The organism is Thermorhabdus hydrogeniformans, assembly GCF_049310025.1.
GTDB lineage: Bacteria > Bacillota > Thermosediminibacteria > Thermosediminibacterales > Tepidanaerobacteraceae > JBJYKD01.
This window is the reverse complement of sequence record NZ_JBJYKD010000049.1, coordinates 1-14,619: the sequence shown is the minus strand read 5'-3', so window position 1 is coordinate 14,619 and position 14,619 is coordinate 1. Positions and strand designations below refer to the sequence as shown.

Annotated in this window: 10 protein-coding genes and 1 pseudogene; all 11 read right to left on the bottom strand. The window is 44.2% G+C overall.

Going from position 1 to position 14,619, the window contains the following annotated elements:
• Nucleotides 1–398 precede the first annotated feature (398 nt).
• A complete protein-coding gene (locus ACKX14_RS14870) occupies nucleotides 399–2,783 on the bottom strand; it encodes a Lon protease family protein (RefSeq protein WP_479685980.1) in 2,385 nt (794 codons plus the stop codon).
• A 34-nt stretch (nucleotides 2,784–2,817) separates the two neighbouring features.
• Nucleotides 2,818–3,900: a lipid II:glycine glycyltransferase FemX gene (locus tag ACKX14_RS14865; RefSeq protein WP_422449032.1), complete on the bottom strand. Its 1,083-nt coding sequence runs from the start codon at nucleotides 3,898–3,900 to the stop codon at nucleotides 2,818–2,820.
• 281 nt (nucleotides 3,901–4,181) lie between these two features.
• Nucleotides 4,182–5,471, bottom strand: coding sequence for a methyl-accepting chemotaxis protein (locus ACKX14_RS14860; RefSeq protein ID WP_422449030.1), 1,290 nt, complete (start codon nucleotides 5,469–5,471; stop codon nucleotides 4,182–4,184).
• 308 nt (nucleotides 5,472–5,779) lie between these two features.
• On the bottom strand, nucleotides 5,780–7,399 hold the full coding sequence (locus tag ACKX14_RS14855; protein WP_422449028.1) for a CTP synthase: 1,620 nt from the start codon (nucleotides 7,397–7,399) through the stop codon (nucleotides 5,780–5,782).
• A gap of 169 nt (nucleotides 7,400–7,568) precedes the next feature.
• Nucleotides 7,569–7,799, bottom strand: a pseudogene (locus tag ACKX14_RS14850) (hypothetical protein); the annotation flags it as partial.
• A gap of 182 nt (nucleotides 7,800–7,981) precedes the next feature.
• Nucleotides 7,982–9,058, bottom strand: a complete 1,077-nt coding sequence (gene uxuA, locus ACKX14_RS14845) for a mannonate dehydratase (RefSeq protein ID WP_422449026.1) — start codon at nucleotides 9,056–9,058, stop codon at nucleotides 7,982–7,984.
• A gap of 70 nt (nucleotides 9,059–9,128) precedes the next feature.
• Nucleotides 9,129–10,847, bottom strand: a complete 1,719-nt coding sequence (gene ilvD, locus ACKX14_RS14840) for a dihydroxy-acid dehydratase (protein WP_422449024.1) — start codon at nucleotides 10,845–10,847, stop codon at nucleotides 9,129–9,131.
• Nucleotides 10,848–10,890: 43 nt separating this feature from the next.
• Nucleotides 10,891–11,217, bottom strand: a complete 327-nt coding sequence (locus ACKX14_RS14835; RefSeq protein ID WP_422449022.1) for a PTS sugar transporter subunit IIB — start codon at nucleotides 11,215–11,217, stop codon at nucleotides 10,891–10,893.
• Nucleotides 11,218–11,267: 50 nt separating this feature from the next.
• Nucleotides 11,268–12,710, bottom strand: coding sequence for a glycoside hydrolase family 1 protein (locus tag ACKX14_RS14830; RefSeq protein WP_422449020.1), 1,443 nt, complete (start codon nucleotides 12,708–12,710; stop codon nucleotides 11,268–11,270).
• 22 nt (nucleotides 12,711–12,732) lie between these two features.
• Nucleotides 12,733–13,044: a PTS sugar transporter subunit IIA gene (locus tag ACKX14_RS14825; RefSeq protein WP_422449018.1), complete on the bottom strand. Its 312-nt coding sequence runs from the start codon at nucleotides 13,042–13,044 to the stop codon at nucleotides 12,733–12,735.
• A gap of 79 nt (nucleotides 13,045–13,123) precedes the next feature.
• Complete coding sequence (gene celB / locus ACKX14_RS14820; RefSeq protein ID WP_422449016.1) at nucleotides 13,124–14,434, bottom strand: PTS cellobiose transporter subunit IIC; 1,311 nt, start codon at nucleotides 14,432–14,434, stop codon at nucleotides 13,124–13,126.
• Between the last annotated feature and the right edge of the window lie 185 nt (nucleotides 14,435–14,619).

Below are 14,619 nucleotides of genomic sequence, written 5' to 3'. Positions count from 1 at the left end.
TCTTTTTTACAAAAAGTGAGCTAAATATTTTCCATTTTGTTATTTTTAGGTACTTGACTTTTTACCGCAGGACTTTTATTTATTTCGATGAAAGAATTATTGCTTCAGCCTATTCTTAAGTGGTTCAATGTTTTTCATATAATACTTTACCTTCTTTCAGCGCAGGATATAATACAGTTCCTTTTACGTTTTTCCATTCCTCAACGTATTTTGAAGATACAACAAGAATATCAACCGGCTTGATTTATTTTTTCTTGAGGAATCATCTTTAGTTCAACCCCTTATGAGGCGATTTTTTTTGTAGATGTTAACTATATTGTAAATTAAAAATGTTTAGGAATCAACTTCGGATCAAATCTAGAAAGAATAAAAAACCCGGCTGGCAAACCGGGTATTTTTCATTTCTCCCCGTCGAAAAATTCCTTGGCGGTTTTGGCCATGGCAAGGAGGGAGGCCTTGACTTTTTCGTGGAATTCGGCGGCGGGCATGCCGGTCATTATCTCTATGGCGTCGTCGATGGTCTCTATTGAATAGATATGGAATCTGCCTTCTTCGACGGCCTTTACAACTTCGGGCTTGAGCATGAGGTTGTCGATGTTCTGATTGGGTATGACGACGCCCTGGGTGCCGGTAAGGCCTTTTATCCTGCAGGCGTGGTAGAAGCCTTCTATCTTGTACGTGGTGCCGCCCACGGGCTGGACCTGCCCGTGCTGGTTTAATGATCCGGTAATGGCCAGGTCCTGGCGCACCGGGATGCCGGAAATGCCGGACAAAAGCGCTATGAGTTCGGCGCAGGTGGCGCTGTCGCCCTCTATGCCGCCGTAATTCTGCTCAAAGGCTATGGATGCGGATATGGTCAGGGGCATGTCTTTTGCGTAGCGCTCGCCCAGAAAACCGGTCAGTATCATGACGGCCTTGTCGTGGATGCGGCCGCTCATCTTTGCCTCGCGCTCGATGTTAACGACGCCCTCGTCTCCCAGATATACCCTGGCGGTTATTCTGGAGGGCTGGCCGAAGACGTAGTCCCCTATGTCTAGGACCGAAAGGCCGTTTACCTGCCCCACAGCCTTGCCTTCGGTGTCTACAAGGATTTCTCCTCTTTCGATCATGGAAAAGAGCTTCTCCTCGATGCGGTTGGAGCGATAGACCTTTTCCGAGATGGCCTTTTCCACATGTTCGCCGGTGACGGATGAAGCGCCTTCTATGGCCGCCCAGGCGCTGGCTTCGTAGAGCACCTCCACTATGTCGTTAAAGCGGGTGGAAAGCTTCTTTTTGTCTTCGGCGAGGCGGGAGCTGTATTCGATCACCCGCGCCACCCCCGAAGGTTCAAAGTGGATCAGGCCCTGGCTTTTGCATATGTGGCATATGAAGGCGGCATAATTTCTCAGGTTATCAGGGGTTCGGTCCATCTCCACGTCGAAGTCGACTTTTATTTTAAACAATTTCCTGAAATCTTCGTCATAAGTATTCAGCAAAAAGTAAATATACGGGGTCCCGATGAGAATCACCTTTACGTTTACCGGTATCGGCTCGGGCTTTAATGTAATGGTAGGTACCGTGCGGTACTGTTCCCCGATGTTCTCCACCCGGCATTCGCCATTGTTCAGGGTTCTCTTTAATGTGTCCCAGGCAAAGGGGTCTTTGAACAGGTCCGCCGCCTGCAGCACCAGATACCCTCCGTTTGCCCTGTGGACGGCGCCGCTTTTTATCATGGTAAAATCGGTGGTCACGGCGCCGAATTGGGCTTTTCCCTCTATTTTCCCGAAAAGGTTATAATATGTTGGATTTGTCTCAAAGACCACAGGGGCGCCTTTTGTAGCCCTATTGTCCACGAAGAGGTTTATGCGGTAGCGCAGGAAAAAATCTTCCTGCGGGGCGGAAACGTTAAGCAGCTGCACCGCATCCAGGCCCTCGCCTTTTTCCCGCCGGTCCTGCTTTATAATTGAAAGGTTTTTTATGATGTCCTCCTTTACTGCTTTAAGATAAGAGATTATTTGCTCGTAAGCTGCGTATTTGGCGGAAACTTCTTCGAACAGCGGATTTATGGTGGTGAGGGCCGTCTCCCTTTCCAGTTCGGAAAGTTCCTCCCTGGCCTGTTTGTCCAGGGCTCTTACCTTTCGAAGGGTCTCGTCTATTTTCACCTGGAGAACACGGCTTTTTTCTTCAAGCAGCTTTCTTTCCTCATCGGAAAGCTGTTCGAATTCCTCCTGGCTCATGGGCTTGCCTTCTCTGAGGGGGATGGTTATAATGCCCTGGGGAGTTTTCTGGATGGTAAAACCTTCCGATTTTGCAACCTCTTCGAGTTTTTCGAACAATTCTATGGAGGCCTTTTGATACCTTTCAATAAGTGCCTGCTTCTGCTTTTCAAAAGTTTCGTCGTCAAAAACTTTTGCAATCTCCTGTCTTGCTTCCTGCACCAGTTTTTCCATGTCTTTCGAAAATTCGGAGCCTTTCCCTGCGGGGAGTTTTATTGCACGGGGTTTTTCGGGTTTTGAAAAATTGTATACGTAAATTATGTCGTCGGGTACGGGTTTTTTCTCTGCCGCTCTGGAAACCGCAAAGCGTGCGTAGCTGGTCTTTCCGGTGCCGGTGAGGCCCGTCATAAAGATGTTGTAGCCCTTATGGTCTATTTTCAGGCCGAATTCCATGGCCCTTACGGCCCTCTCCTGGCCTATGATGTCGGATATGGGCTCCAGTTCCTCCGTGGAGCGGAAGCAAAAAAGCGACGGGTCGCAGGTCTCCCGAAGTTCGGCGGGAGTAAGTTTCCTTAGCAATATAAGCACCTCCGTTTTAATATCTTACACAAAAAACTTTGGTTTAATCATTTTTTAAACCCCGCAGGAAGTTTACCACTTTCCTCCTCGCCTCGCGGTAACGGGGTATGATATGCTCCCACAGGTAATAGAAAAACGGCGACAGCACCATGTCGAACTCGCCTATGAATTCGGTGAATTCGCCGCCGAAGCCCTTTTTGAAACGGTAGAGGCCGTAAAGGGGGTTGTCAGGGGACAGGTCTCCCGATACGCCCCTGAAATCGTACATGGTGCACCCCTGCTCTTTGGCCCACTTTATCATTGCCCACTGCAGGGCGTAGTTGGGCATGACGTTCCTGTTTTCATTGGAAGATGCCCCATAGATATACCATGCTTTATCGCCGAAGATAAAGGCGATGGTGCCGGCGATGTATTTGCCCTGATACTCCGCCATGAAGAGCTTTGCCAGACCCTTTTCCACCAGTTCGTCCCAGAGGGCTTCAAAGTAGTCATACCCCCTGACAAGAAATTTGTCTCTTATGCAGGTTTCCCGGAGTATATCATAAAAGGGCTTCAGGTCTTCCCGGGTCCCCTCCTTGACCACAACGCCCTTGCGGGCCGAGAGCCTTATGTTATAGCGGGTCTTTTCATGAAAGGACGCGAAAATATCGTCCAGGGGTTTGTTTAGAGGGAGTCGAAAAACGAATTTCGGCTGGACGCCTTCAAAGTTGGGGCCGCTGTCCCGGGAGACGAACCCCAGTGATTTTAAAGTTTTTACCACCTCGTCGTTCGGCGCCTTGATGTCCGGGTCTATTTTCAAAAGAATGGCGCCGTGCTTTGCGGCTATGGTCTTTACGCTGGAAAAGAGGAATTTTATCGTCTCTTTATCGGAGAAGTCGGTCACCGGCCCCCGGGGGGCGTAGAAAATGCATTTGTCGAGGCCCGGAAGAGGAATGCGCCTTTTCAATATGGATATGCCCGCCACCGGTTTTCCCTCCTTTAATACAAGCATCCTTATGGGTTCCCAACCGGTGCGGCGTTTTACTTCCCCCCACTCGTATGACTGGAGCACGTGGCCTTTTGGACCGTAGGCCATGAATTCGTTGAAAAATTCCTTTTCGTTTTCTTTTATGATTTTTATTTCCATTATATGAATTACCTCCGGTATAAGATGTTAAATCAGGTGCCGGGTTTTATTGCAGCATTTTTCGAAGCCGTATATTTTAATTATACCTTATTTTTTAAAATCATGAAGGAAAAATAATAAAAAAGCATGTTGCACAGACATGGCATTTATGCTAGATTATACGTAAGGCGAAATGGATGGGATTATAATTTGAAAAAACCCGCCGGCGGTTGAGAGAATCTCCCGGCAACCGTCGGCGGGTTAATTTATTGGGGGGTTCTTTTTTTAATGAAAAATTTCTTTCAGCTTACCTCTGGTGAGTGTTCGCCTGACTGCTGTATTTTTATTGCCTTCAGGGATTTTTCAACTTTGGCGGCGGTTTCTTTAAGGATTTGGGCCGATGCCGCAATTTCGCCAAGCAGCATGTGCTGTTTTTCCACCGATGAGGCGATGTCCTGAGCATGTATCGACGTATCCACCGAAATATCCGCCATTTTTTTGAAAGATTCATTTGTATCCTCGGCGCTTGCGGCCATCTCCTGGGTGGCGGCCGAGATTTCCTGCATTTGCTCGGCTACTTTCTGGACTGCGGAAAGTATCCTGTCAAAAGCCTCGGCGGCGTTTTTAACAGCTTCCATTCCGTTAGTCACGTTTTCACTGCCGGAGCGCATGGCGTCAACCGCTTTTTTGGTCTCTTCCTGGATGGAAAAAATAAGCTCCGCAATCTGCTTTGCAGCATTGCCCGACTGCTCTGCAAGCTTCCTTATCTCGTCTGCCACCACGGCAAACCCCCTGCCCTGTTCTCCGGCGCGGGCGGCCTCTATGGCGGCATTCAAGGCAAGAAGGTTGGTCTGGTCCGCTATGCCCGTAATGGTCTCCACTATCTGGCCGATGGTTTCAGACTTTTCTCCCAGCTTCTTTATCACTTCTCCCGTGTGGACGCTTGATTCATTGATTTTTTTCATCTGTTCCGTAACCTGGTGCATGGCGGATTCTCCCGCATTTGCGAGCTCTGCCGCACTAACGGCGGTAGCGGAAGCATTTGATGCGTTCGACGCTATCTGTTCCACTCCCGCGCTCATCTGTGACAACATATCGGATATGGAATTTACAAGGCTCTTTATTTCTTCCATTTTTTCATTGTTTTTCTGCATGCTTTCTTTTATAGAGCCTTCAAAGGTGGCAGATGCCTCCTCGCTTTGTCTGGCAATCTCCTCAATGGAATTGGCTGAAGAAATCATTTCCTCTACGGATTTCATTACATCCGCCAGCATCGCTTTTACTTTGTCAATGGCGTCGTTATAAGCGTCCGCAAGCCTGCCCATGTCGTCATTCAATACTTTCTTCGCCCTTACAGTGAAGTCTCCTCTTGAAACAGCCTCAATACCCTCCAAAATGCTGTCCACAGGAGCCGAAGTTGTCCTGGAAACCGCGAAAGAAATTATGCCTGATAAAACAGCGGCCCCGGCAAGCATTATAATCGTCTCCTGTTTTGCCAGGTCCCCGGCGTGAAAATAAAAAATGTAGCCTCCCATGGAAATTAGGACCAGTAGAACGGTGGTTAAAACCATTCTTAAGCGAAAGCCTTTCAAATCAATTCCCCCTTGTAAACTAAAATAGCTAAAGGTTTGTTTTGCATAAAACCGGATTGCCGGGTGGTCTTTTAATCTTTCCTCATCTGACCAAGCAATATAAGGAAAGATTGGAAAATTATACGCGCATTATATATAATTAGACATTTTTTAACTTTTTCCTGCAAGAATTATAAAAAATTGTCGAACAAAATAATCAGGACTGCGGCGGTAAATATAAAAGGTCAGGAATAATGTTCCTGACCTTGTTTATGTCTTTAATCAGACCAGAGGCAGAAGATATAAAGTGTTGCGAGGGAGCGATGTTGCTATCGGCGGGAGGTTTTATGTTCAATGGCCGCCTTTACAAAGTCTCTGAAAAGGGGGTGCGGGCGGTTGGGCCTTGACTTGAATTCGGGGTGAAACTGGGTTCCAACGAACCACGGGTGGCCTTTCAGTTCGATTATCTCCACCAGGCGGCCATCCGGGGAAAGCCCCGACAGGACCATTCCGGCTTTTTGCAGGATGTCCCGGTATTCGTTGTTGAATTCATAGCGGTGGCGGTGGCGCTCTTCGATAAGCTCCCGGCCGTAAGCGGCCATTGTCCTGGTATCCGGTTCGAGTCGGCATGGATAATGGCCAAGGCGCATGGTGCCCCCTTTGGCTTCAATGCCTTTTTGTTCGGGCATCAGGTCTATCACCGGGTGCCGGGTATGGGGGTTAAACTCGGTGCTGTGGGCGCCTTCCAGGCCGCACACGTTGCGGGCAAACTCAATGACCGAGCACTGCATGCCAAGGCATATGCCGAAAAGCGGAACTCCGTTTTCTCTTGCATATTTAATTGCAATGATTTTGCCTTCTATCCCACGGTCTCCAAAGCCGCCGGGCACCAGTATGCCGTCAACATCGGAAAATACGGAATGGATATCCACGTTTTTCTTCTCCAGGTCCTCGGAGTGCACCCATTTTATATCCACTTTTGCATCGTTGGCTATTCCCCCGTGGCACAGGGCCTCGGCCACACTCAGGTATGCGTCGTGAAGTTCTACGTATTTGCCTACCAGGGCAATCCTGACCTGCCGCGAGGGATTTTTCACCCTCCTGACGATTTCTTCCCACTCTGAAAGATCGGCCTTCATACCGTCGACTCCCAGCTTTTTGGCCACAATCTGGTCAAGGCCTTCATTTTTTAATATGAGGGGCACTTCGTATATGGTATCGGCGTCGTAGTTCTGTATGACGGCTTCGGGCTCCACATTGCAGAAAAGAGCTATTTTCTCCTTGAGTTCTTCGGAAAGGGCCCTCTCACAACGGCAGACGATAATGTCGGGCTGTATACCTATGCTCCTGAGTTCTTTCACGCTGTGCTGGGTGGGTTTTGTTTTGAGCTCACCGGCCCTTGAAAGATAAGGCACCAGCGTTACGTGAATGTAGAGTATGTTTTCACGGCCTATGTCAGTCTTAAGCTGGCGGATGGCCTCCAGGAAGGGAAGGCTTTCGATGTCGCCTACGGTGCCTCCGATTTCGGTGATTACCACATCGGGGCTAAAGTTTTTTGCAACTCTGGTAATCCGGTCTTTTATCTCATTGGTGATATGGGGTATAACCTGCACGGTTCCTCCAAGAAAATCTCCATGGCGCTCTTTTGTTATAACGGACCAGTAGATCTTGCCGGTGGTGACATTGCTGTCTTTTGTAAGGTTAACATCTATAAAGCGCTCGTAATGCCCGAGATCCAGATCGGTCTCAGCACCGTCTTCGGTGACGAAGACCTCTCCGTGCTGGTAAGGGCTCATGGTGCCGGGGTCGATATTTATATAGGGGTCAAACTTCTGCATAAAGACAGAAAGACCCCTGCTTTTCAAAAGGCGTCCCAGCGACGCCGCCGTAATGCCTTTCCCCAGGGAGGATACCACTCCCCCTGTGATGAATATAAACTTGGTATGCATTATAAGTCCCCCTTAGTTTTTTTCCGTACATAAAAAAATCCCATCCAATTTATTTTATCCATCGTGAAATGAGATTGTCAATAGTCATGGAACTTATGGACCGCGTCAAGTATTTTCAGGCTTTCGGGCGTCGATGCAAAACCCTGGGAATTCCAATAAAATAGCCCCCTTAAATGGAGGGCTTTTTGCCTGTATATGCGAATTTCTTATCCCATCTTCCTAATTTTTCACTTTCAAGCAAGTATCTTTTTTGTGCGTAAATTTTCCCTATTATCTTTTTCAGCATAGCAAATTCTGCGTTCCAGTCCTGAAATTTAGCATCTTTAAATGTTATATGTACAACGGGGTAATTATTCATATGTTTTAGAGCATATGGGTCATTTTCAATTTTTAATCCTCTGAAAAGGTATGAATAATCTTTTTCATTGGAGAAGAAGTATTTATATCGACGTAGTAGTAGCCGCCTTCGATGATATCTTTAAAATCATCTATTCCTGATGGTAAAAGCAAAATATCACCCCTGTAAGATCAGTATAGGGTTAAGAATATTATATCACGATTGCGTGATTTAGACACTATCGCCTATAAATTTTTCATTTTACCAATAGCTTCCCATAGCCCATTTAAGTATGCTGCACCTAAAGCTCTATCATAGAGCCCATAGCCGGGTCTTGCCTTTTCACCCCATATCATTCTTCCGTGATCAGGCCTAATCGGCCCATCAAACCCTATATCGTGATATGTCTTCATTATTTCAAACATGTCGAGGGAACCATCACTGGAAAGGTGCGATGATTCATAAAATTTCTTTTCCCCTTCAATCTTTATATTTCTTACGTGGCCAAAGGCAATTCGTCCCTTTTTGCCAAAGTATCTTATCATTTCAGGAATATCATTTCTAACATCCGCCCCCAGCGAACCGCTGCATAAAGTTATACAGTTGGAGGGGCTGTCGACGATATTAATAAGTCTTTCCAAACTCTCTTTATCTTTTATTATTCGTGGCAGTCCAAAAACAGGCCACGGTGGGTCATCGGGATGAATAGCCATTTTTACATTGTACTTCTCGGCAGTCGGGATTATTGCCCTCAAAAAATATTCAAGATTTTCCCACAACATTTCTTCTGTAAAACCTTCGTATTTTTTCAGTAAATCTTTTAAATAAGCTAATCTTTCCGGTTCCCAGCCGGGAAGTACATATCCGTTGCTTTTTGTCTGAACCTCTTCGAGCATTAAATACGGATTCATTTTATTAATCATTTCGTGGTCGTATGCTAATACTCTGGAGCCATCGTTTATCGGTTTTTCAAGGTCCGTCCTAAACCAGTCAAAAACAGGCATGAAATTATAGCATATAACAGGTATTCCGGCTTTCCCTATATTTTCTATTGTCCTTTTATAATTTTCTATGTATTTGTCCCTGGACTGCAACCCGAGTTTTATATCTTCATGAACGTTTACGCTTTCAATCGCGACTAATTTTAATCCTTTATCCTCGATTTTCTTTTTCATTTTCAGTATTCTATCAAAAGGCCATTCTTCCCCCACGGGAATATCATATAAACTCGCAACAACACCTTTAACGCCGGGGATCTGTCTTATTTGGGCCAGCGTAACACTATCAAAATCTTCTACATACCATCTGAAAGACATTATCATATTATCACCACTCATATTTAATTTTGTCCTATCATTAAATGAATTGCCAAATCATTATAAAACCGGAACACTAATCCATATAAGCACCTTTAATTGGAGATACCGCCAACTTACGATAAAATCTGATAACACCTTTATCTTTTTTTAATTTCGGAGGTTGCCATTTTTTTCTCCTTTCTGCAAGAACATTTTCTATTTCCTTTTTATCCATTTCCACGCTTTTGATTCCCACTATATCGAGAGCCCTACCCTGAATATCAATTTTTATCAGGTCTCCTTCTTCAACCAAGGATATAGGTCCCCCTTCAACGGCTTCGGGAGAAACATGCCCGATGGCAGGACCTCGCGTTGCCCCGGAAAACCGCCCGTCTGTGATTATGGCGACGGATGCAGAAAGTCCGGGGTCAGACGCAATAGCTTCTGTGGTGTAAAACATTTCCGGCATCCCGCTTCCTTTAGGCCCTTCGTATCTTATAATTACCGCATCTCCGGGCTTTATTTTCCCGTTTATTACTGCAGCGAAGGCTTCTTCTTCGGAGTCGAAAGGCCTTGCGATCAGAGTAGCCTTTAACATATTCTTCGCTACAGCAGAGTGTTTTACCACTGCCCCCTCGGGCGCCAGGTTACCTTTCAGTACTGCCAGAGCTCCTTGGGGTTGGAGTGGATTTTTTACAGGCCTTATGATGTCTTCCTTCTTCAATCCCATCTTTGAAAGGTATTTTTGACATTTCTCATAATATCCGCTGGACTTAAGTTCTTCAAGATTTTCTCCTACAGTCTTACCCGTTACCGTCAGCTGGTCAAGATGTAAAAATTCCCTTATTTCCTCCATCACCGCCGGCACCCCTCCGGCATACCGAAAGTATTCGGCCGGATAGTATCCACTGGGCCTCACATTCACTATATAGGGAACAACTCTGTGGATTCTGTCAAAGAGTTCGGGCCCGATTTGAATGCCCAATTCACGGGCAATGGCCGGCAGGTGAAGAAGGGCATTTGTAGAACCGGCTATAGCAGCATGCACCATGATCGCATTTTCAAAAGCTTTCTCCGTCAATATGTCCGAAGGTCTCAGATTAAGTTCGATAATTTTCATAAGTTGAGCAGCAGCCCGGCGGACCGCAATTTTAATCTCCTCAGAGGTGGCGGGGATTGCAGCCGTCCCCGGCAGGGCAACTCCTAAAGCTTCCGCCATGATCTGCATGGTTACCGCAGTGCCCATAAAAGAACAAGCTCCACAAGAGGGGCAGGCCTCCTTCTGAATCTTTTTAAATTCTTCCACGCTGATCTGGCCTCTTTTCATCATTGCGCTGTAGGCCCCTACCTGCTCGAGAGTAAGGAGATTCGGACCTGCTTTCATCACGCCGCCGGGCATTATTATAGAAGGCATATCAAGTCTTGCAATGGCTTTCAAATGGGCAGGGATACCTTTGTCACAGCTTGCTAAAAAAAGCCCTCCATCGAAAGGGGTAGCCATAGCCTGAATTTCTATCATGTTACAGATCATTTCACGTGATAAAAGAGAATAATTCATCCCGTCGTGGCCCTGAGCAATGCCGTCACAGATATCAGTAGTTGTATATTTTGCTGGCCTGGCTCCCACTTTCAGTAATTCATTCTCCGCTTCTAATACCAGCTTAAGTAAATGGGCGCTTCCGGGGTGGCTATCCCCCCAAGTGCTCTGAATGAAAATCTGAGGTTTTCCCAAATCCTCTTCCGACCATCCCATGCCCATTTTCAATGAATCCATTTCCACTGCCACTTCTCTTAATTTTTGGCTTTTTAACATCAGTATCATCTCTCTTTTAAAAAAAGATACAAAACAGTTGAGTTCAGATTTTATTGTTTTTATTTTCATCGATCATTTTTATTGCTTTCTCCAGAACATTTGAGCCGTTGCACCTGCCATAATCCGTCGGGTCAATGGCATCCACAGGGACATTATATTTTGCCCCTTTTTCTTTTACTTTTTGGAGCATAAATCTAATCTGCGGGCCGATCAATACCACATCTGCCTTCGAAATATTTTCATCCAAGGCGTTGGTGGAAACCGACCATATTTCAGCATCAATTCCTTTTTCTTTTGCCGCGCTTTTCATTTTATTAACCAATAAACTTGTAGACATACCTGCCGAACATACCAAAAGTATTCTTTTCAACCTTTATCCCTCCATTATTCAGGGTATAATTTTTCTCTCCACCGGACATTTTACTTAAATTCAGGTGTAAAATCTTTAAATTCAAACCACCTGTTTTGCGAGAGTTCCTTAAACCAATAGCCCGACCTTTTAATTCTCCTATTCCTGTTGTTATCCAAATCTATTTCTACCAGGCCGTATCTGTTTTTAAAAGCATTCTGAGGCGATACATTATCTGTAAAAGACCACACCATGTATCCCTTGCAATTTGCACCTTCTTCTATAGCTTTAAGGAGCCATCTCAAATGATCTGCGAAAAATTCGATCCTATAATCATCCTGAATAACTCCAGATTCATCTTTAAATCTATATTCGTTTTCCACACCCATTCCGTTTTCTGTGACTATCCACTCTATATTTCCATATTCCTCTTTTATCCTAATGGCCATATCATACATGATTCGGGGGTATATCTCCCACCCACGATATATATTCATTTTTCTGCCCGGAAGTACAAATTCATCGTAATAGTATGAGGGATGGAAGGGTACCTCAGGATTCCATTTTTCATTTCTTGCCTTGACTCTTGCAGGGTGATAAAGATTTAAGCCAAGTATATCTATAGTGTTATTTTTGATAATATCAAGTTCATCCAGCGTATATTCAAACATACATTCATGCTTTTGTAATAAATTGAATAACTCTGGAGGAAACTCTCCTTTAATACACGGATCGAGGAAAATTCTATTAAAGAACAAATCGTACATTTTTGCAGCTTTTATATCGTGACTTGCTGACGACCGCGGGTAGGTTGCCTCTGGATTTAATATAATTCCGATTTTCCCGTTGTTTTTCGCGCCGTACTTCTTTTGCTTGTATACGCTGACAGCCTTAGCACTGGCAAGAATCTTATTATAACTCCACTGCATGGCAGTTTTTGTATCCTGTACAAAAGGATACCTTACACTATCCAAATATACTCTCGTTTGTATAACTATAGGTTCATTGAATGTAAACCAATATTTTACTTTATCGCCGAACAATTTAAAAGCTTGTTCGGCATATTTTACGTATAGCTCGGCGACATGCTTGGATCCCCAACCTCCATATTTATTAAACAACTCTGCCGGTAGTTCATAATGTTCCAGACAAATCATGGGTTCAATTCCGTTTTTTATCAATTCATCAATTACTCTACTATAATACCCGGCGGCATCTTCATCTACTTCTGCTGTTTCGTAATCCTTAATGAACCTTGACCAATCTATGGATGTTCTGTAAGCATTCAGACCAATCTCGGCCATTAATTTGATATCCTCGCGATATCTATTGTAGAAATCGGTAGCAATAGCAGGACCGTAGCCATTATGCCACATCTCCGGATTTGATTTGTACCAAATGTCTATATAAGAATCCTGCCATGACTTTTTGCCCGCCCATCCCTCTGTCTGCCATGCAGACGCAGACGCTCCGAGAATAAAGTCTTTAGGTAAAGTATATTTAGTCACGCCCATCCGTATAATCCTCCTTATCTTTTTATTTCGACATATCCCGCCTCAAATTTATTATCTCCTCTGCAATCTCTTTGACGGTTATACCCGTCATCAAATGGTCCTGTGCATGAATTAACAAAAGATTTATAATATTACTTTCTCCACTGGCTTCCTTTTGAAGGAGTTCCGTCTGAGTACGGTGCGCCTCTTCCAATTCCTTACGAGCCATTTCTAATAACTCTTCTGCCTTTTCAAAATTATTTTCTCTTGCCGCCCTTATTGCTTCAAAAGCGTAACTCCTTCCGTTACCGCTATGGAGAATCAATTTAAACGAAATTTCTTCAATTGCGGTCATGTTGCAACATCTCCTTTCAAATAATATACGGCAGCTACTGCTTCAACAGCAAGATTACAAATTATACTCATTTTTAATTCTAACCCTCATTTTCCTCTTCTAGTTTTTGCCTATCCCACGCCAGCAAGAAAGGTAAATACACCAAACCGGCTACTACAATGTTGACGGCCTGTAAAATAATGGCTCTCCAGTCGCCATTAGTAGCGAGAAAACCAGATATAAACGCCGGAACCGGCCATGGTACAGCTATACCTGCGGGTTTGCTCACTAGATTCAATGCCATGGAAAGGTAGGTTATAATACCCACCATCATATTGGATAAAATAAAGGGTATCATCATAATCGGATTCATAACTACAGGCACTCCAAATATTATCGGCTCGGAGATGTTGAAAATTGCCGGCACAATGGCTAATTTGCCAAGAGATCTCAACTGCTTTGATTTGGCAAACAAGAATATAGCCAATATCAAGCCTATAGTAGCGCCACAACCACCAATATTGGCAAAGTTATCGTAAAATTGCTTTGTTACTATGTTGGGAAGAGCTTTTCCTGCTTCCAAAGCCAAACGGTTTTGATCCATAGCAGGTAACAATATAGAATCCAGGACACCGAATACAACCCGGGTTCCATGTATGCCCATCGTCCAGAAGAGATTATAAAGGAAGATTGTAAATACCATGCCGCCAAAGGATAATCCAACCTTTGATAACGGTGCCGCAACGAACTTGGTGACGAAAGTGAAAATTGTTTTATAGGAAGTACTTTCAAATCCAAGGCGAATAAAGAAGAATAGGACAAGAATTATGAATCCCGGAATTATAGCCTCAAAGGATTTCATAACTGCCGGTGGGACAGACTCGGGCATCTTAATTATCCAGTTTCTTTTAACAACATAAGCGTATATTTCAGTAGCAAGAATTGCTGTTAATATTCCTACTATTAATCCTCCCGCAGAAAAATTGGCGGTCGGCCAAACTCTTCCCAAATTAAGGGCACTACCATCCTGCAATGTAACATTAATTGTCTCTACGGGAATTAAAAGCAAAAATGCTGCTAAGGATAATGTACCGGCTGAAACCCCGTCAACGCCGTGTTCCTTAGCCAGTTGATATGAAATCGAAAATATAGCAATTAAAGTAACTATGTCAAAAGTCACTCGAACAGGATACAATAACTTGGTTGAAAAATTAGGCCCAAAAATTCCATTTATAAACTCATTATATCCTTTAATCGGAACATTGCCTAAAATTAAGAAAATTGATCCCGCTATTATAAGAGGCATTGTTACAGCCAATCCATCACGTATTGCTCTTATATACCTTAATGATGCTATTCTTGCTGCAGCGGGCATTGCTTTTTCTTCTAAAAATTTCATGATTTTATTCATAATAAATCTGCCTCCACTTTTTCATAGAGTTTTTGAAGTAAAAATAAGATCTATAAATATAAATTCATCTTCTATATTTGTTAAGTTCCTCCAGCAGGGTGTTCACCTCCCTCGTATAATATATTTAGTAAATCAAACTTATTCAAATTCCAGTTAAACATGGACCTTGAAAACTAAATATAGAA